At 64.9% G+C, this 18,183-nt stretch carries 17 protein-coding genes and 1 pseudogene; 5 read left to right on the top strand and 13 right to left on the bottom strand.

The window, feature by feature from the left end; translation table 11 throughout:
* Both Q1L59_RS13840 and Q1L59_RS13835 read right to left on the bottom strand, forming a co-directional pair.
* Positions 1-187: pseudogene (locus tag Q1L59_RS13840) on the bottom strand (transposase); the annotation flags it as partial.
* A 17-nt stretch (positions 188-204) separates the two neighbouring features.
* Positions 205-519, bottom strand: a complete 315-nt coding sequence (locus tag Q1L59_RS13835; RefSeq protein WP_300333193.1) for a hypothetical protein — start codon at positions 517-519, stop codon at positions 205-207.
* Positions 520-1,128: 609 nt separating this feature from the next.
* Here Q1L59_RS13835 and Q1L59_RS13830 point away from each other — a divergent pair.
* Positions 1,129-3,546, top strand: coding sequence for a hypothetical protein (locus Q1L59_RS13830; protein ID WP_300333192.1), 2,418 nt, complete (start codon positions 1,129-1,131; stop codon positions 3,544-3,546).
* 72 nt (positions 3,547-3,618) lie between these two features.
* Here the strand turns inward: Q1L59_RS13830 and Q1L59_RS13825 are convergent, their stop codons facing one another.
* From Q1L59_RS13825 to clpS, 5 genes are all read right to left on the bottom strand, one after another.
* Positions 3,619-4,776 (bottom strand): hypothetical protein, encoded by a 1,158-nt coding sequence (locus tag Q1L59_RS13825; RefSeq protein ID WP_300333190.1) that lies wholly within the window; start codon positions 4,774-4,776, stop codon positions 3,619-3,621.
* A 98-nt stretch (positions 4,777-4,874) separates the two neighbouring features.
* On the bottom strand, positions 4,875-5,396 hold the full coding sequence (locus tag Q1L59_RS13820) for an ankyrin repeat domain-containing protein (RefSeq protein WP_300333189.1): 522 nt from the start codon (positions 5,394-5,396) through the stop codon (positions 4,875-4,877).
* Positions 5,397-5,410: 14 nt separating this feature from the next.
* Positions 5,411-5,908: a ribonuclease E activity regulator RraA gene (gene rraA, locus Q1L59_RS13815; protein WP_300333187.1), complete on the bottom strand. Its 498-nt coding sequence runs from the start codon at positions 5,906-5,908 to the stop codon at positions 5,411-5,413.
* 88 nt (positions 5,909-5,996) lie between these two features.
* A complete protein-coding gene (clpA, locus tag Q1L59_RS13810) occupies positions 5,997-8,255 on the bottom strand; it encodes an ATP-dependent Clp protease ATP-binding subunit ClpA (RefSeq protein WP_300333186.1) in 2,259 nt (752 codons plus the stop codon).
* A 2-nt stretch (positions 8,256-8,257) separates the two neighbouring features.
* Positions 8,258-8,566 (bottom strand): ATP-dependent Clp protease adapter ClpS, encoded by a 309-nt coding sequence (gene clpS / locus Q1L59_RS13805; RefSeq protein ID WP_300333185.1) that lies wholly within the window; start codon positions 8,564-8,566, stop codon positions 8,258-8,260.
* Between the two features lie 249 nt (positions 8,567-8,815).
* Here clpS and Q1L59_RS13800 point away from each other — a divergent pair, with 249 nt between their 5' ends.
* From Q1L59_RS13800 to Q1L59_RS13785, 4 genes are all read left to right on the top strand, one after another.
* Positions 8,816-9,019 (top strand): cold-shock protein, encoded by a 204-nt coding sequence (locus Q1L59_RS13800; protein ID WP_300333183.1) that lies wholly within the window; start codon positions 8,816-8,818, stop codon positions 9,017-9,019.
* A gap of 112 nt (positions 9,020-9,131) precedes the next feature.
* Positions 9,132-10,769 (top strand): DNA recombination protein RmuC, encoded by a 1,638-nt coding sequence (gene rmuC, locus Q1L59_RS13795; protein WP_300333181.1) that lies wholly within the window; start codon positions 9,132-9,134, stop codon positions 10,767-10,769.
* A 4-nt stretch (positions 10,770-10,773) separates the two neighbouring features.
* Positions 10,774-12,354 (top strand): hypothetical protein, encoded by a 1,581-nt coding sequence (locus tag Q1L59_RS13790; RefSeq protein ID WP_300333179.1) that lies wholly within the window; start codon positions 10,774-10,776, stop codon positions 12,352-12,354.
* A gap of 30 nt (positions 12,355-12,384) precedes the next feature.
* Positions 12,385-12,831, top strand: coding sequence for a secondary thiamine-phosphate synthase enzyme YjbQ (locus Q1L59_RS13785; protein ID WP_300333177.1), 447 nt, complete (start codon positions 12,385-12,387; stop codon positions 12,829-12,831).
* Between the two features lie 54 nt (positions 12,832-12,885).
* On the opposite strand, the gene Q1L59_RS13780 is transcribed toward Q1L59_RS13785, so the two are convergent.
* The 6 genes from Q1L59_RS13780 to Q1L59_RS13755 all read right to left on the bottom strand — a co-directional run.
* Entirely contained in the window at positions 12,886-13,701 is an 816-nt protein-coding gene (locus tag Q1L59_RS13780; protein ID WP_300333175.1) for a phosphate ABC transporter ATP-binding protein, read from the bottom strand.
* Between the two features lie 57 nt (positions 13,702-13,758).
* Positions 13,759-14,574 (bottom strand): ATP-binding cassette domain-containing protein, encoded by an 816-nt coding sequence (locus Q1L59_RS13775; RefSeq protein ID WP_300333173.1) that lies wholly within the window; start codon positions 14,572-14,574, stop codon positions 13,759-13,761.
* Positions 14,568-15,458, bottom strand: coding sequence for a phosphate ABC transporter permease PstA (gene pstA / locus Q1L59_RS13770; RefSeq protein WP_300333170.1), 891 nt, complete (start codon positions 15,456-15,458; stop codon positions 14,568-14,570). The genes Q1L59_RS13775 and pstA overlap by 7 nt, the downstream gene beginning before the upstream one ends.
* Positions 15,459-15,461: 3 nt before the next feature.
* A complete protein-coding gene (gene pstC, locus Q1L59_RS13765; protein WP_300333168.1) occupies positions 15,462-16,409 on the bottom strand; it encodes a phosphate ABC transporter permease subunit PstC in 948 nt (315 codons plus the stop codon).
* 1 nt (position 16,410) lies between these two features.
* Positions 16,411-17,472 carry a PhoU domain-containing protein gene (locus Q1L59_RS13760; protein ID WP_300333165.1) on the bottom strand — a complete coding sequence of 354 codons (1,062 nt, stop codon included), beginning with the start codon at positions 17,470-17,472 and terminating at the stop codon, positions 16,411-16,413.
* Positions 17,473-17,550: 78 nt separating this feature from the next.
* Positions 17,551-18,183: phosphate ABC transporter substrate-binding protein (locus tag Q1L59_RS13755; protein WP_300333163.1), on the bottom strand; the 633-nt coding region annotated here is incomplete at its 5' end.

Raw genomic sequence — 18,183 nt, 5'->3', positions numbered from 1 at the left:
CCACGACGGCGCCTTCCTGGTGACCGTACAGCACCTTGACGGTCGTGTCGGTGTCGAGAATCCACGCGGCGTCCAGCAGCGCCCCCGTGCTCTCGTCGAGATGCCCGTCGAGCCAGGTCGTCCCAGTAGCTTCCGGAAGCCGCAGCAACCCCTTGCCGAGAGCGTCCTCAGAAACGACTTTGCTCATCTCCAGCAAGCCAGGATTCACCGCATCGCCCGGATGGTCGTGACGTGCGAATAGCGCCGGTGCCCCGATAGAATCGACAGCATCCACGTGCCCAGAACGTCCGCGATCGACGGCGCGTTCGGGCTGTCGTACGTCAGTGGGCAGCCTGCCAGCCACCGTGACCACAGCCCCGTCAGATGTAGAAACTGGATGAAGCAGGCCAACTGACCCATTGGCGTCGCTGCACTTGCCGTCTCCCAACGCACCTGAACCTTGCCCGCCATCGTCTGCGCGCCAGCACACGACAAAAGCATTTCTTTGCGCCTCTCCAGCTTCCGTTTCGCCTCACCCATCTGGTGACCTCTCTCATCCGACAAAAAGCCACACATTGCCTGAGGTTCGGCCGGTTTGCACGCTGGTAACTGCGGTTCTTAGGATCATGGCACAGGACAAGGCCGTGTGCCAAGTAGGATCATCGGCTCAATACAATTCAATTTTCACGCGCCGGCCCGGTGGCCGACACGCGCGCGGCGTACGCGTGCAGCGCTTGACGCCGTTGGTCCGAAGCGGCCGCGCTTGCCGAGGCGCAAGCCCTGCGCTGGCGGCCGAAGGGCGTGGCCAGCGGAACGTCGGCCTGTCCGGCACGCTTGCAGCGACCGGTCAAAGCTCCTAGGATTGCGGAAAAAGACACGCTGGTCATGGGTGCAGCGCGGAGGCTGAGCTTCGCCGGTTGGCAAGGAGTGGATACTTGAGCAGCAACACACATTGGACCACCTTGGCCAGCGAGCCGGCGCCGGTCGGCGCCCGACGCGGGCCTTCCCGGTCAAGGCGTCATGGCTGACCCGGCCGCGCCATCCGTCCCCGCCTCGCCGAGTCCGTCCGCCCCTGCGGCGCAGCGCGCCTCGTCGCGAGCTCCACGCCGGCGCCGGACCTCAGCCCCGGGCGGCGGCTTTACACGCTTGATGCACGCCGCTCTGGGGCTGATCTGTCTCGCACTCTGTGCTGCGCTCGCCTGGCATCACCCGCTGTCGGGCACGCTTGCCTTGAGCATCTGCGGCGCCCTGGCGCTGCTCTCCGCCTGGCGGCCGCTGGCCGGACTGGTCGTTCTGCCAGTGGCGCTGCCGGCGATCGGGCTGATGCCGTGGACCGGCTGGTTGACTTTCGAAGAACTCGATCTGGCGGTGCTCGCGGTTGCCGCCGGTGCCTATGCGCGTGGCGACCGGGCGGCTTCGCTGACAGCGGCCGGCGCCGCCGGCGGTGCGACCGCGCTCAAGCGATTGCTCGTGGCGAGCTTTGCCGCGGCGCTGATCGTCAGCATGACGCGCGGCTTTGCCGACGCGGGCGGCTTCATCTGGGGTTGGTGGCAGGGTTACCACGAGCCGATGAACAGCCTGCGCGTGGCGAAGAGCTTTTTCCTCGCCATGCTGCTCGCGCCTTTGTGGCGCATCCAGTTGCGGGCTCGCCCGGAGCGCGCAGGGCAGTGGCTGGGGAGCGGGCTGGCGGGCGGGTTGCTGATCGTCGCGCTTTTGGCGCTCTGGGAACGGTGGGCGTACACCGGCCTGGCCGACTTCTCGCGCGACTACCGGGGGACGGCGCTGTTCTGGGAGATGCACGTCGGCGGAGCGGCCTTCGACGGGTTCCTGGTGCTGACGATGCCCTTCGCCGTACGCGAACTGTTGCGGCCGATTGGCGTTTGGCGATGGTCGATCGCCGCGGCGGCCGTGGTGCTCGGCGCGTATGCCTGTCTGACCACGTTTTCGCGCGCAGTCTACCTGGCGGTGCCGATCGGCTTGCTCGCGCTCGCTGTCTTGCGTGCGCAATCGGCGCGCCGGCTGAGCCCTCCCGCCAGCGCGGCAAGCGCCGCCAGCGGTGGTAGCGCGGCCTGGCTGATCGGTGCAGGGTTCGGCGTTGCCGCCGTCGCCATCTTCCCGACCAGTGGCTACCGCGGCATGCTGGCACTGTTCGGCGCAGTCGCCTTGCTGCTGCCGATGGCCACACCGCTGCGCCGTATGCCGACAAGTGGCTGCGTGGTCGGCGCGCTGGCCGGCCTGGTGTTGTCGCTGGCACTCGTGCTGCTTGCCTACCTGCTGCCCAAGGGGCCGTACGTGGCGTATGCGCTGGCCTGGGTCGCTGGGGCACTGGCGCTGCTCGGCGCACTGCGGCGATCAGCGGCGACGCGCCTGTCGCGCTCGGCAGCGCTGCTCCTGGCGGCCTGGTTGAGCTTGCTTGCCGCGATGCTGCTCGTCGCCTGGCACTGGGGCGGCGCGTCGGCTCTCGCGCCAATGGCGCTGGTCGTCATCTTGCTGCTGGCGGCGGCCGTGCTGGCGGGGCGCAGCAAGGCCGCGCGCTGGCCCGAGTCGCTGCGCTGGCAGGGCTGCCTGCTCGGTGCGCTGGCCGCGCTGGCGACGACGGTCGGCGTTGTCTTTGGTGGCGCGTACATGAGCGAGCGTTTCGCTACCGGTGCGCGTGATTTCGACGGCCGCCTGGCGCACTGGTCGGCCGGATTGGCTCTGCTCGACGACCCGCTGACCTGGGCCTTCGGTAAAGGTACCGGCCGCTACCCGGCAAACCATTTCCTCTCGGGCAAGCTCAAGGATCAGGTCGGCGACTACCGTCTGCGCGAGGAGGGCGGCGAGCGCTACCTGGTGCTGACCGGTGGCAAGCACCCGATCGATTGGGGCGAGTTGTTCCGCATTTCGCAGCGGGTGGCTCCCTTCGTCGGGCCGGTCAGCGTGCGCGCGGACGTTCGCTCGGCGATGGCGACCGGACTACACTTCGAGATCTGCCGCAAGCATCTGCTCTACGACGACGGTGCGTGCATGATCGGCGTGCGGCCGGTGAGCGCGCAAGCCGGGAAATGGCAGCCGGTGGAACTGCAGTTGCCAGGTGCGGGTTTGTCGAGCGGCGATTTCTTTGCGCCGCGTTTCATCACCTTCTCGGTTGGCGTCAATACCAGCGGCGGTCTGGTTGAACTTGACAACCTCAGCGCGCGCGACGCCGGGGGACGCGAGTTGCTGGCCAATGGTGACTTTGCGCGCGGAATGGCGCGTTGGTTTTCTTCCAGTGACCGGCACCACCTGCCCTGGCATATGAAGAACATGTTCTTGCACGTGCTCTTCGAGCAGGGCTGGGTCGGGCTCGTCCTCTTCTCCGCGCTTGTCCTGGCGGGGCTGTGGCGGGTGTCCTTGGGCAGCGCGCGCGACCACAGCATGTCGGCCGCGCTCGTCGCGGCGATCGTCGGCTTCCTGGTCGTGGGTCTGTTCGACAGCCTGCTCGATGTACCGCGCGTAGCGTTTCTTTTCTATCTCGCGCTGCTCGTCGCGCTTGACCTGCCAGAGGAGATTCATCGGGCGGACGCGGCGCCGGCTGCCCTGCGCTGAAAGCCCGCCCAGCGGATTCGGCGAAGCCGCCGTAAAGTGTGCGCTATGCGGGAGCAGACAGGCGGCCGCCGGCTATTTCGTCCGGGCGCGCGGTGTGCTCTGATAGGCACCGGGCGACCAGACATCCGGGGCAATCGTCCGCGTCTGCAGCGGATGCAGATACTCGCCATCCGGCGTCAGCTCGACCTCGTCGATGCGACCCGCTGGTGCCACCGTGCCACGCAGCGGTGAGTCCTCGCGCAGGCGATAGAGCTCATCACCGCGGAGTGCAGCGAGGTCGGCGGAAGTGCCGGTTGCGTTGCCGCGGCGGACGGCCTCGACCGAATCCAGCGTCATGCCGGGTCCGAGCAGCAGGTTGTTGATCAATACGCCGCTCACGCCATTGCGCAAGTCGAGCGTGCGGACGCCTTGCGGGCGGTCGTTGACCAGCGTGTTGTGCGCGAGGAAGAGACGATTGACCGGCCAGCGGGGGCCTTCGGCGCCGATGCTGACGATCGTCGAATTCTCGCTCGAACTGGCCTGCTGGATCAGATTGCCGACGACGATTGCGCGGCCGCCGGAGGGGAACTCGAGTTCATAGCTCGCCTGGCCACCCGGCTCGTCGGTCAGGCGGTTGTAGTAGATACGGCTTTCCTTCGCGCGCGACTTGAGCAGGTGTCCGACGCGCGCATGGTGGAAGTAGCTGCCACGCACCTCGAGCAGGCCGATGGCGCCGGCGTAGAGGTTGTGACTTTGCCCATCGCCGGCACCGTTGTGGCCGAACTCGCTGCCGCGCACGGTCAGCGATATGCGTTCGTCGCTGGCGGTCAGAATGCCGTTTTCGTTGTCGATGAAACGACAATCGACGACGACCAGCGCGCCGCCCTCGAGCCGGATGCCGGCGCCATTGCGGTCCGGTACGCGGGCGCCGAAAAACTCGATGTTCTCGATGTGCACCTGCTCGCCGCGCACGACGAATATCGCCTTGTTCTCGGCGGCAGAGCCCATAGCCAGGAGGCGCGGCCGCCCGCCGACGCCGCGAATCGTGATGCGCTTCTGCTTCCACACGGCAACATCGCCGCGATATTCGCCGGCGACGACTTCGACCGTGTCGCCGTCTTGCGCGCGCATGGCCGCCTCGTTCAGCGTCCGGATCTCTTCAGCCGGCCCGACGCGCAGCGTGGCAGCAAGAGCCGGCACGGCGCACGCGAGGGCGAGCAGCGTTCCAGCCAGAAACGTGGTTTTCCTCATCAAGGCCTCCTGCGCGATACGCCGGCACGATACGCCGGGAGTTTGCCGCGGGCAGCCGCCCAGCGGCGGTCGGCGCCAGCAGCGCGGAGCAGCCGTCGCTAGCGGTGCTTCTTGTCCATCTCGCGTGCCGCGCGCACCATATCCGCGTCGAGCACAGCGGTATCGGTACCGTAACAGCGCGGCATTTCGATTTCCTCGAAAACCGGCTGATCGGCGTCCGTCGGGCTCGGACTGGTCGTCTTGCCGGCCACCGATCCGTACTGCTGGCCGCGCCAGCGAGCGATCATCAAGTCCTGTTCGCTCAGCCCGGTCTTCATTCCGGGCGGTACGACCGCGCCCAATTCGATCAATGCCTTGACGACATCGGTTCGGTTGCCGCGGATGGCCATGGACAGGGGAGAAGTCGGCTGCGCGTTGTTTCCCACATTGACGCGCGCACCGCGGCCGACCAGTTCGCGAACGATATCGACGTAACCCATGAAACACGCGACGCCGAGCGGCAAACCAGGGTCGCCCCGCCCATCGTCGAGTTCGACCGGTGCGCCGGCGTCGAGCACGCGGCGAACATCGCCCAGACGGCCACTACGAATGGCCCGCAGCAGTTCGATGCCAGCGCTCACCAGCGATCCTCCTGCTAATCCACCAGCCGAGTGGCGCTGACGATCACGCCATCGGCGTCGGCGTAGAGCCATTCGTCGGGGCGGAAGACGACGCCGCCGAAACTTAGCGCCAGATTGCGTTGGCCAACGCCCTTCTTGATACTTTTCAAGGGGTGCGTGGCGAGCGCGAAGACGCCCAGGTCGATGCCGCCGATGTCGTCGGAATCGCGGATGCAGCCATAGACGACGATTCCTTCCCAGGCGTTCTTGTGCGCCAGCCGCGCCAACTGATCGCCCACCAGCGCGCAGCGCAGCGAACCGCCGCCGTCGATCACCAGCACCTTGCCCTGGCCATTTTCGGCCAGTGCTTCGCGCACCAGCGAGTTGTCCTCGAACAGTTTGAGCGTGACGATCCGCCCGGCGAACGAGCGCCGCCCGCCGTAGGAGCGGAACATCGGGGTGACGACACGCACGCTGCCGGCGGCCAGCTCGTCTTCGTGGTCGTCAAGCAGATCAGGGGTCTTGAAAGTCATCTCGCTTCCCTTTGCCAAGATGTCCAGCGATGGCGCAACGCCGAGCGCCAGGGCGTTTCGCCAGGCGAAAGCAGAACGGTGAAGTCGTTCAACTGATCACCTCTGCCTGCTCCTCGAAGATCAGCTTCACCTTGTTGTCCTCGCCGAGCGTCACGATGACGTGGCCGCCGTTGGCCAGGCGCCCGAACAGCAGTTCGTCGGCGAGCGAAGCGCGGATCGTGTCCTGAATCAGCCGGGCCATCGGTCTTGCCCCGAGCAAGGGGTCGAAACCGCGCGCCGCCAGATGCTCCTTGAGCTCGGGTGTAAACACCGCCTCGACCTTTTTCTCGTGTAATTGCGCTTCGAGCTGCATCAGGAACTTGTCCACGACGCGCAGGATAACCTCGTGATCGAGCGCGCGGAAGGAGATCGTCGCGTCAAGTCGGTTGCGGAATTCGGGGCTGAAGATGCGCTTGATCTCGGCCATTTCGTCGCCCGCCTGGCGGGTCACGGCGAAGCCCATGGTCGCGCGCTGGATGGCGTCCTGCCCGGCATTGGTCGTCATGATGATGATCACGTTGCGGAAATCGGCCTTGCGCCCATTGTTGTCGGTGAGCGTGCCGTGATCCATCACCTGCAGCAGGATGTTGTAGATGTCCGGATGCGCTTTTTCGATCTCGTCGAGCAGGAGGACGCTGTACGGCTTCTTGGTGATCGCCTCGGTGAGCAGCCCGCCCTGGTCGAAACCGACGTAGCCGGGTGGGGCGCCGATCAGGCGCGAAACCGCGTGCCGTTCCATGTACTCGGACATGTCGAAACGCACCAGCTCGTTGCCCAGGCAGTAAGCGAGTTGCTTGGCAACCTCGGTCTTGCCGACGCCGGTCGGGCCGGAAAAGAGGAAGCTGCCGATCGGTCGGGTCGGGTTGCCAAGGCCGGAGCGCGCCATCTTGATCGCCCTGGCCAAAGCGTCGATCGCCGCCTCCTGCCCGAAAACCACCGCGCGCAAGTCGCGCTCAAGGTTGCGCAGATTGTTGCGGTCATCGCTCGAGACGTGCGTCGACGGGATGCGCGCGATCTTGGCGACGATTTCCTCGATATCGATCTTGCCGATCAGCTTCTTCTGCCGCGATTTGGGCAGGATGCGCTGCGCGGCGCCTGCCTCGTCGATCACGTCGATCGCCTTGTCGGGCAGGTGGCGGTCGGTGATGAAGCGCACCGAGAGCTCGACGGCCGAGGCGAGCGCGGCGTTCGAGTACTTGATCCCGTGGTGCGTCTCGAAGCGCGATTTCAGTCCGCGCAAAATTTCGATCGCCTCGGCGCTCGACGGCTCATTGACGTCGATCTTCTGAAAACGGCGCGACAGCGCGTGATCCTTTTCGAAGATGCCGCGGTACTCGTTGTAGGTGGTCGCTCCTATGCACTTCAACTGGCCGGTCGACAGCGCGGGCTTGAGCAGATTGGACGCGTCGAGCGTGCCGCCGGAAGCCGATCCGGCGCCGATCAGCGTGTGAATCTCGTCGATGAACAGGATCGCCTGTGGATTCTCGGTGAGCTGCTTGAGGACCGCTTTCAAGCGCTGTTCGAAGTCGCCGCGGTATTTGGTTCCGGCGAGCAGCGAACCCATGTCGAGGCAGTAGACGTTGGCCTTGGCGAGAATCTCGGGGATCTCGCATTCGACGATGCGGCGCGCCAGCCCTTCAGCAATCGCCGTCTTGCCGACACCCGCTTCGCCGACCAGCAAGGGGTTGTTCTTGCGCCGCCGACAGAGCGTCTGGATGACCCGCTCAAGCTCCTGATCGCGCCCGATCAAAGGGTCGATCTTGCCCTGCAGGGCGAGCGCGTTGAGGTTGATCGTATAGGTTTCGAGCGGGCCGGCCGATCCCGGTTGTTCAGCCTCGCTTTCGACTTCCTGTTCGTTGCGCGGCGTGTTCTGCGGGACCTTGCTGATCCCGTGCGAAATGAAGTTGACCACGTCCAGACGGGTGACGCCCTGCTTCTGCAGATAATAGACCGCGTGCGAGTCCTTTTCGCCGAAGATCGCGACCAGCACGTTCGCCCCGTTGACCTCCTTGCGGCCGGAAGACTGGACGTGCAGGATGGCGCGCTGAATGACGCGCTGAAAACCCAGCGTCGGCTGCGTGTCGATGTCGTCGTCACCGGCTACCGTCGGCGTGTGCTCGCCGACAAAGCGAACGAGATCCTTGCGCAACTGGTCGATGCTGGCGCCACAGGCACGGATGGCTTCCGCCGCCGACGGGTTGTCGAGCAGGGCAAGTAGGAGATGTTCGACCGTGATGAACTCATGCCGCTTCTGCCGCGCCTCGACGAAGGCCATGTGCAGGCTGACTTCAAGTTCTTGCGCAATCATTTTCAGTTCTCCTCCATGACGCACGCCAGCGGATGCTGGTTGCCCCGTGCGAAGGCCGTGACCTGCTCGACTTTCGTCGCCGCGACGTCACGCGGGTACGTTCCACACACCCCCCGCCCCTCGGTGTGCACTTTGAGCATGATTCGCGTCGCCTGTTCGCGGTTCATGGCAAAGAACCTCTGCAGAACCGTGACGACAAAGTCCATCGGGGTGAAATCGTCATTCAGCAGCACGACCCGGTAGAGGGGGGGTGGCGTCAGTCGCGTGCGTCTTGCTTCGAGTAGGGAGCCGTCCTGATGCTTCGTTGCCATGGTCTAATTCTAACCAGTCTTGGCGGATGCGCAATACTGCTTTCTTGCTGCTGGCGGCTGCGCGCCGGGGGCGATCAGCGAAAAAGCTTGACGCATTACCCTCACTTGGCGTACAAAGGCCAAATGTTTTTAATTTGAACGTCGGTTGCCACTTCGCCAAGCGTGAGTGCCCGCCGCAAACGTTGCCGAATTAGAAGCATGCAAGTCGGGTAACGCCCGGGTTCAGTCTTTTTTCAAGGAAGTAGTAATATGGCAACAGGTACAGTGAAGTGGTTTAATGACGCCAAGGGCTTCGGCTTCATCACCCCAGATGATGGCAGTGAAGATCTCTTTGCGCATTTCTCCGCGATCGCCATGGGTGGATTCAAGACCCTCAAAGAGGGCGAAAAGGTTTCCTTCGACGTGACGCAGGGCCCGAAGGGCAAGCAAGCTTCGAATATCTCACGCGCCTGAAGCTTTCAGGCACGCAATCAGGGACCCGCCTCCGGCGGGTTTTTTTTGCCCGCAAACGGGCGCCGGCAGCCCGGCCAGCGTGCCCCGCGCCGGTAAGCACCCGGTCAAAATCATGGATAACCCATATCTTTACCTGATCAGCGCTGCGATTGGTCTTTGCTCAGGCATCGTGATTGCCTGGCTGCTCTTGCACGGACGCATTGCCGCGGCCGCCGAACAGGGCCGCGCCGAAGTGACGATCGACCTGGCCAGGGCTAGCGAACGGGCACGTGCCAGCGAGGCGGAGCTTGCCCGGCTGAATGCGGCGCACGCGGCAGTGAGCGCCCAGGCTGCTGATTGGCGAGAAGCGCTCGACCAGGCGCGTGACGATCTGGCGATGCTGACCGAACGCGCCAGCCGGATTCCCGGGCTGGAAAGCAGGCTGGCCGGAGTCGAGGAAACGCTCGCGGCAGCGCAACTGCGCGCCGGGGAATTGCGCGAGCTGAACGGGCGCCTGAGCGCCGAGCTGAAGGCCGAGCACGAGACACTCGCCCGCCTGCGTGACGACTGGCAGAGCGAGCACGCGCTGCGCGGCCAGGCAGAAGCACGCGTCAGCGAACTGGGCACGGCGCTAGCCGAACTGAATACCCGCCTGGCCGCCGAGCGTAGCCAGGCGGAAGAAAAGCTCGCGCTGCTCGTCGCTGCCCGCGACGAACTGTCGAACCAGTTCAAGGCGCTCGCCAACGATATTCTGGAAGAGAAGGCGAGGCGCTTCGCCGAACAGAATCAGACCAACATCGGGCAGATCCTCGATCCGTTCAAGGAGCGCCTGAGCGAGTTCAAGGCGAAGGTGGAGGAGATTCACAGCCAGGATACCGAGCAGCGGGCCAGCCTGCGCGCCGAGCTGGCGCAATTGAAGGACCTCAATCGGCAGATCACCGAGGAGGCGCATGGCCTGGCGACCGCGCTCAAGGGACAGGCGAAGAAGCAGGGCAACTGGGGCGAACTGGTGCTGGGCAACGTCCTCGAACGTTCGGGACTGCGCGAGGGCAGAGATTTCCGGCGCGAGCTCAGCTTCGCGACCGAGGCGGGCCGCAAGCGCCCGGACGTCGTCGTTTATCTGCCGCAGGGCAAGCACCTGGTGATCGACGCCAAGGTTTCGCTGAACGCCTATACCCGCTACGTCAATGCGGAGGATGAGGGCGAACGCCAACGCGCCCTGCGCGAACATATCGACGCTCTGGCCGACCGCATCGCGGAGCTGGCGGACCGCGCCTACTTCGACCTGCCGGGATTGAACACACCAGAAATGGTCTTCATGTTCGTCCCAATCGAATCCGCTTTCGTCGATGCGCTGCGTGCCGACGAAAGCCTGTTCCAGAAAGCCATCGAGCAGAACGTGCTGGTCGCCACACCGACGACCTTGCTGACCAGTCTGAATATCGTCCGCCAGCTCTGGCGTTTCGAGGAACAGAATGCGCATACCGCCGAACTGGCCGACCGTGCCGCCAAGGTCTACCGCAAGCTGACCGGATTCCTGGCCAGCATGGAAGCGGTGGGCAGCCAGCTCGACAAGGCAAAAGATTCCTACCAGAAGGCGATGGGCCAACTGGTTACCGGTAAAGGCAACCTGATCAGTCAGGCAAAAGACTTCGAGCGTCTCGGCGTTTCGGTGCAGGCCGCCTTGCCGGAGCAACTGGTGGCGCGCGCGGCACTCGAACTGGAACATTTGCCAGCGTCCGACGACGAAGCGGCATCGACGCCGACATGAAACGATGAACGACCTGAACGCGCTCTTGCCGGAGGCCGAACGACCAGAGGAAAGGCTGATCGGCGACCGAGAGTTTGCTGGTCTGGTCAGCGAGCTCTGCCGGCCACTGCTCGAACTCGCCGACGGGCTGACGAACACGCAGCCGGCCGAGCCGATCCTGACGCGCCCGCTGATCGGCCGACTGCTGTTGGAGTCGAAACAGGTCGAGGCGCTGCTCGACGAATACGGCGCGTGCCGGAATCGCCAATGGAGCCGCTTTCGTTCGCTGATCGCGGCGCTGAAGAACATGGCTCGCTTTGCCGAGGTGCTCGCCTGCATTCGGCGGCGCCTGCCGGCCTACCGGCTGCTGCCGGTGCGCGGTGATTTTGCTTCGGCGAGCAGCGCGCGGCTGCACCAGATGTGCGGCGGGATTCGCGAAATCGCCGCCCGTTTGCTCGATGAGGCGCAGGCGCTTGGTATCGAGCGGCGCGCAAGCGCTCGGGCGTCGGCGGATTTCGCGGAAAAGCTGCCGCCCGGTCGCCTGGCGCACACCAGCGACGAGCGCCAGGGCGGTGACGCAGCGAGCACGGTAACGCATCTGGCGACGGAGTTCCTGAATCTGGCGGCCGAGGCCGACTGGCTGGGCAGCGCGGCACAGCTTGCAGCCGAAGAATGGAGCGCTTGTTTCCCCGACCCGGTGAGCGAGGAGCGCCTGCGTCAGCTCGTCTTTCGCTTCCACAGTCTGCAGTCGCTCTATGACACGCACGTCGCGGCGACCGGAATCGAGAGTTCCGACGCCAAGCTGCCGATCCTGCGCGGCCACGCGACGGTCGTCTATCACCTGCTCGACCTCGCCACCGACCTGGCCCACTTCTACGAGCGGCATCTCGGTCCACTCCCGGGCGATGGAGATCCGCGGAGGTTGCCGGGGGTCGATCGCGAACTGATCATGGCGACGCTGTTCGGCTACGCGCTGGCCTTTGCCAGCGACTACCTGGCGGGCGGGCAAAGCCTCTGCCGGGACATCCTGCGCCGCTACGCCGAGTTGGCCGAGCTGCAGGTGCCGGTGCCGACCTACCGCGGCTTCCATGTGCGTCCGTCCAATCTGGTCGCGCGTATCGTGGCGCACTACGGAAGCGCGGTCGTGATGGATCTTGGCGGTACGCGCTTCGATGCCGCTTCGCCTTTTGAGCTCTTTCGCGCCAACGAGACGATCAACGCCGGCAAGCGCCGCTGGCTGGCCGGGGAGATCGCCCGCGTTCGTCGTCCCGGCGAGGCGGGCGAGCCGGCGGACACGGCCGATGCCGTGCGCTCGGTGATTCAGCAACTGGCCGGTGAGGGAAGGATCGTGCTCTACCGTCAGCCGCTGCAGTTTTCGGCCGAGATTGGTCGACGCGCGGGCGGCGGGCTGGAGAATGCCACAGCCGAGATCGCCCACCTTCAGGCGACCGGCCAGCTCGACATCAGGACCGATCTGACGGTGACTTTCATCGGCGACCGGCGCGTCCTGGCCGACCTCGACCTGCTCGCGCGGAACGGCTACGGCGAAGACGCTTTCGGCAACAATGTCAGCTTGCCGAGCGCGCTCGCCTACCTGCGGCGCTAGCCCGGCGGACCCGCGGGCGAGGAGGAAGCGATGAACACGACGCACCATCGACTCGAATTAGCCACGCGTCGGCGTGAGGAGCTGATCGACCTGAGCGATCAGGTGCGCGCCGCTGTACGCGCCAGCGGCGTCGTCGACGGTCTCGTTTGCGTCTATGCGCAGGGTGCCACGGCGGCGATGATGATCCAGGAAAACTGGGATGAATCGGTGCAGACCGACGTCGTCGATCTGCTTGCCAAGCTGATTCCGCGCGGCGTCTGGCGGCACGATCAGCAGGACGGCAACGGCGACGCTCATCTCAAGGCGGGGCTGGTCGGTCCGTCGGTGACCATCCCGCTGATCGATGGGCGCCTGGGTCTTTCGCGCTGGCAGAACATCTTCTTCTGCGAGTTCGACGGTCCACGGCACGACCGCCGGGTGCTGGTGAGCATCGTCGGCGATCGCCCGCTGCCGCCGGCGGATCACGCGCAGGCGTAAGCCGGCCCGGCAACAGCCCGGGCGCGCCGGGCGGAAACGCTGGGCGAGCCCTGCCTAACCGTAACGCCCTTCGATGTAGTCGGCGGTCTCCCGATGTTGCGGGGTGACGAAGACCTGCTCGGTGGGCGCGTGCTCGACCACCCGGCCCATCAGCATGAACACGCACTCCTCGCTGGCCCGCCGTGCCTGCGCCATGTTGTGCGTGACGATCAGGATCGTATACTCGCCGCGCAGTTCCCAGAGCAGCTCCTCGACCGCCTCGGTGCCCTTGGGGTCGAGCGCCGAGCAGGGCTCGTCCATCAGGAGGATTTTCGGCTTCACCGGCAGCAGGCGAGCAATGCACAGCTTCTGCTGTTCCTCCAGCGAGAGCTCGGTCGCCCTGCGCCGCAAGCGGTCCTTCACCTGATCCCAGAGAAGGACCTGGCGCAGCGACTGCTCGACGATTTCGTCCGCCGTTCCCTGCACCACGTCGCCGCCGCCCTTGGCGTGCAATCGGTGGCTGAAGAGGATGTTGTCGCGAATCGAAATGGGCAGGGGATTCGGTCGCTGGAAGACCATGCCGACCTGCTTGCGAACCTGCACGAGTTCGACCTGCGGAGCGTAGATGTTTTCGTTCATGACGTGCACGCTGCCTTCGATGCGCACGTAGCCCAGGCGCTCGTTGATCCGGTTGACGCTGCGCAGGAAGGTGCTCTTGCCGCAACCGGAAGGGCCGATCATCGAGGTGATCAGGCCTTCCCGGATGCGCAGATCAACGTCGTACAGCGCCTGAAAGGTGCCGTACCACAGGTTAAGCTTTTCGCTGGCAATAGCATGGCGGCCATGCGAGGGAAGGGGCTGCAGCAGGGCAGCATTCGGTTCAGTGTTCATCGTCGATCGGGTCCTTGCGGAGCAATGCCGTGCGCGGTGGCGGGCGGTGTGGGTCGGCTAGCCAAAGCGCCCCTCGACATAGTCGCGGGTACGCTGGTCCTTTACCTCGCCGGTGAAGAGATCCTCGGTGATGCCGATTTCGACGCACTCGCCGGCGAGGAAGAACGCCGTGCGATCGGCCAGGCGGCGCGCCTGCTGCACCAGGTTGGTGACCAGGATGATCGTCACTTCCCGGCGTAAATCCTTCAGAACGTCCTCGATGCGCATCGTCGTTACCGGATCGACAGCAATCGAGAACTCGTCGAGCATCAGCAGATCGGGCTCCTGCGAGAGCGCGCGGGCGATCGTCAGGCGCTGTTGCTGGCCGCCCGAGAGCAGGCTGCCGAGTGCGTGCAGGCGATCTTTCACCTCGTCCCAGAGCGCCGCGCGCGTCAGGCAGCGCTGGACGATCACGTCGAGCTCGGCCTTCTCGCGGATGCCGCGCAGGCGAGGCGAAAGGGCAACGTTGTCGTATACGGTCATCGGCAGACCGACCGGCAGCGGAAAGACGACCCCGATCCGGCTGCGCAGCGCGTAGACGTTCTTCAGGTGGCGGGTGTCCAGACCATTGAAACGGATCTCGCCGTCGACCTGCATGCCCGTGGTAAACACGTCCATCCGGTTGATCGCCTTGAGGAACGAGGTCTTGCCGGCGTTGGCCGGGCCGATGATGCCGAAGATCTCGTGCTCACGGATCGACAGCTTGACCTTGCGCAGCGCCACCGTGCTGCCGTAGCGGATCGTCAGGTCGTTCACTTCGAGCTTGTTCGGCGCTCTGGCAACCGCCGCCAGGGCGCCGTCGGTGGCCGCTGCCGGCCCCGCGAGTTCTACCATTTCTTTTTCCCCCTCAGCCACATGCGGAATGCGATCGAAACGCTGTTCATGGTCAGAACGAGCCCGATGAGCACCAGAGCGACGCCGAAGGGAAGCTCTTCGGCAATCCCGGGAACCTGCGTGGCGACGACGAACAGGTGAAGCGAGAGCGCCATCGTCTGGTCAAGGACGCTGTGCGGCAGGAAGGGCGTGAAGAAGACGGCGCCGGTGAACATGATCGGCGCGGTTTCGCCGGCGGTGCGCGACACTTCGAGGATGACGCCGGTGAGGATGCCGGTGATCGAGTTGGGCAGAACGACGCGGCGGATCGTCTGCCAGCGTGTCGCTCCCATATTCCAGCAAGCCTCGCGGAAGGCGGGCGGGACAGCCTGCAGCGACTCGCGCGTGGCGACGATGACCACCGGCATCGTCATCACCGCCAGCGTCAGGCTGGCGGCCAGGATGCTGGTGCCGAACTTGAAGAAGAGGACGAAGGCGCCCAGGCCGAAAAGCGCGTGAACGATCGACGGGACACCAGCCAGGTTGATGATCGCCAGGTTGATGATCCGCGTGAACCAGTTGTCGCCGGCGTACTCGCTCAGGTAGATGGCCGCGAAAACACCGATGGGCACCGAGAGCAGGAGGGCGACGGTGACCAGCCAGACAGTGCCGAGCAGCGCCGGGAAGAGGCCGCCGCTGCGCATGCCGTCGGTTGGTGCGGTAAATAGGAACTCCCAGGAGATCGCGCCGCCCCCCTTGACGAGCAGTGTCGCGAGGATGAGCAGGACGGGCGTGATGAGAAGCAGCGTCATGAGCCCGAAGAGCAGCCGGAAGCGCTGCTGGACGCGGGCGTTGCGCTGGTTCAGGTCGCTCGCCTGAAAGAGCGCTGGGTTGGCAGTGGTCATGGCTTAGCCCTTGCGTATGCCGCGCACGATCAGATCGGCGCTCAGGTTGATGATGAAGGTGATCAGGAAGAGAAAGATGCCAATCGTGAACAGCACCTGATAGTGCTCGCCGCCGACGACGGCTTCACCCAGCTCGGCGGCGATCGTCGCGGTTAGCGCGCGCACCGAATCGAACAGACTGTCCGGGATGTTGACCGCGTGACCGGTGGCCATCAGGACGGCCATCGTTTCGCCAAAGCCGCGACCGACACCGAGCAGGACGCCGCCCAGCAGACCGTTCTTGGCCGCCGGCAGGACGACCTTGTAGACCACCTGCCAACGTGTCGCGCCCATTGCCTCGGCCGCCTCGCGGTAGCGGTCGGGAACCGCCTTGAGCGCATCCTCGGCGATCGAGGTCATGATCGGCGCCGCCATCAGGCCGAGAATGATTCCGGCGTTGAGCACACAGAGACCGACCGGGATATCGAACCACTTGATCAGCAGCGGATTCATGATGACCAGGCCGATGAAACCCCAGACCACCGACGGGATGGCGGCGAGGAGTTCGACGAGCACCTTCAAGGCCTCGCGTGTCTTGCCGCTGGCGAACTCGGCGATAAAGATCGCCGCGCCGAGCGAGAAGGGTACGGCGACGAGCATGGCCAGGCCGGTGACGCTGGCCGTGCCGGCGATCAGCGCCAGGATGCCGTACTCCGGATCCTCGGCGTCGCTCGGCGACCAGTACGGGGTAAGAAAGAACTCGCGGAAATCCAGCTTGGTGAAGATGAAGCCGATGCCTTCCTTGGTGACGAAGAAGAAGATTCCCAGGACGAAAAGGATGGCCGAGATGCCGCAGACGAAGACGACCGCGGCAACCAGTTTGTCGATGTACCAGTCCGCGTCGCGGCGATCGAAGCCAGCGAGGGGACGGGCAGCAGCACGGTGCGCCAGCGTCGGTGAGCGAGTCGTCATGTCAGTCGCTCTCCTCGCCGCGCAGCGTCGCCATCAGCCGGTTGACCAGCGCCGAGACTTCGCGCGTCAGCGGTCGCAGGTCGGCGTTCTCGCCGGGACTTTGCGTGAGCCGCCACTCGAGCGCCACCGTATGGAAGGGAATCTGCTCGACGTACGAACTCACCGGCCCCTGCAGGCTGACGATGAGCTGGTAGCTGGCGAGCTCCTGATGATGGCGGCCCAGCGCCTGCGGCTGGTGGCGGGCGAGGTCTATGCCCACTTCCTGCAAGGCGGCCAAGGTGTGTGGCGTACACACCCCGGCGCGACGCCCACGGCTGTGGTACTCGCCAAACTGGGCAAAGTTCTTGCGCGCGATCGCTTCGGCGAGCGGGCCGAGCAGGCTGTTATCCTCATCCAGAAAGAGGATACGATGGAACTTGGGGCCGCGGCCCTCGCCGGTCACCGCATAAACTGCGTCCTCGCAAATGTTTTTCGCCTGATCGGAAACCCTTTCCAGCGAATTGAATACGGTCAGGTAGGCGAATAGATCCTGGACCTTGAAGTCGTCGCGCGCGGCGAGCAGATCGACGAAGGCCATGTCGAAAGTTCTTTCGACCTGATCGGCGATGCTCATCGTCGCCCTTGCCTGATCGGCGTTGCCCTCGACGAACGCGGCGACGGCCTGCTGCAGCATCTGGCGCGATTCACCCGCCATCAGCTCGATCTCGCGCGCCATCGTTCCCTCCGGGCGGGCCAGGCGGACGGCTTCGCGACAGATGGTGACCGCGTAGTCGCCGACCCGCTCGAGCGCGACATTGGCGTGAATGACCGCCGACATCAGGCGCAGGTGCCCGCCACTCGGCAGGTGCACGCCGATGAACGCGTTGCACATCCGGTCGAGCTCGTTGCTTACCGCGTTGACCCGGTTGTCGGCGAGGATGGTTGCGTAGGCCAGCGGGTCGTCGTCGGCGAGCAAGGCATGCACCGCGTCGGTCAGTGCGCTTGCCACCTGGCTGGCAAGCAAGGCCAGTTGCTGGCGGATCTTCGACAGGTCTTTCTCGATACGTTCTTCGTAATGACTCATTGCGACTTTTTCCTCAGGCGCAGAAACTCGGGCTTGCCGCGGACAGGCGTAGACGGCCGGCAGCCGCCGGCCAGGGGACTACTTGCAAGTGGTCTTCTTGATCGGTGCGTAGCCTTCCTTCTCGATGATGCACTGACCGGTATTGCTCTTGATCCAGTCCAGGTACTTCTTGACCTCGCCGGCTGGTTCGCCATTGGTGTACATGAAGAGGGGACGGGCGATCGGATACGTGCCGTCGAAAGCGGTCTGTTCGGTCGGTTTGATGCAGGGCTTGCCGGCCGCCGAGGCGACGCAGAGCGCCTTCATGTGGTCGGTGACGTAGGCCAGCCCGCTGTAGCCAATCGCGCAAGGCGTCTTCTCGACCAGGTCGGCGACGTCCTTCGAGCCGTGCATGTCGAGCGTGCCCTGGCGGAACTTGCCCTTCTCGCCGAGCACCGCCTCACGGAAGTAGGCGTAGGTACCGGAGTTGTTCTGTCGGCTGACGACGACGATGTCGCCTTTGCAGCCGGGTATCGTGATCCCCAGGTCACTCCACTTGCCGGCCCCACCGTCGCGCCCATAGATGCGTGCCAGATCACTCAGCGTGATCGAGTTGCCGGGGAAGTTCTTGTGCACGAAAATGGCCAGGGCGTCATAACCGATGATGTGCTCGACCGGTTGCCGTCCCTTGGCCTGCGCTTCCTTGATCTCCTTCTCCGACATCTTGCGGCT

This window comes from Accumulibacter sp. (genome assembly GCF_029255125.1).
Lineage (GTDB): Bacteria > Pseudomonadota > Gammaproteobacteria > Burkholderiales > Rhodocyclaceae > Accumulibacter.
The sequence above is the reverse complement of the archived record's forward strand: the minus strand, read 5'-3'. Positions and strand labels throughout refer to the sequence as shown.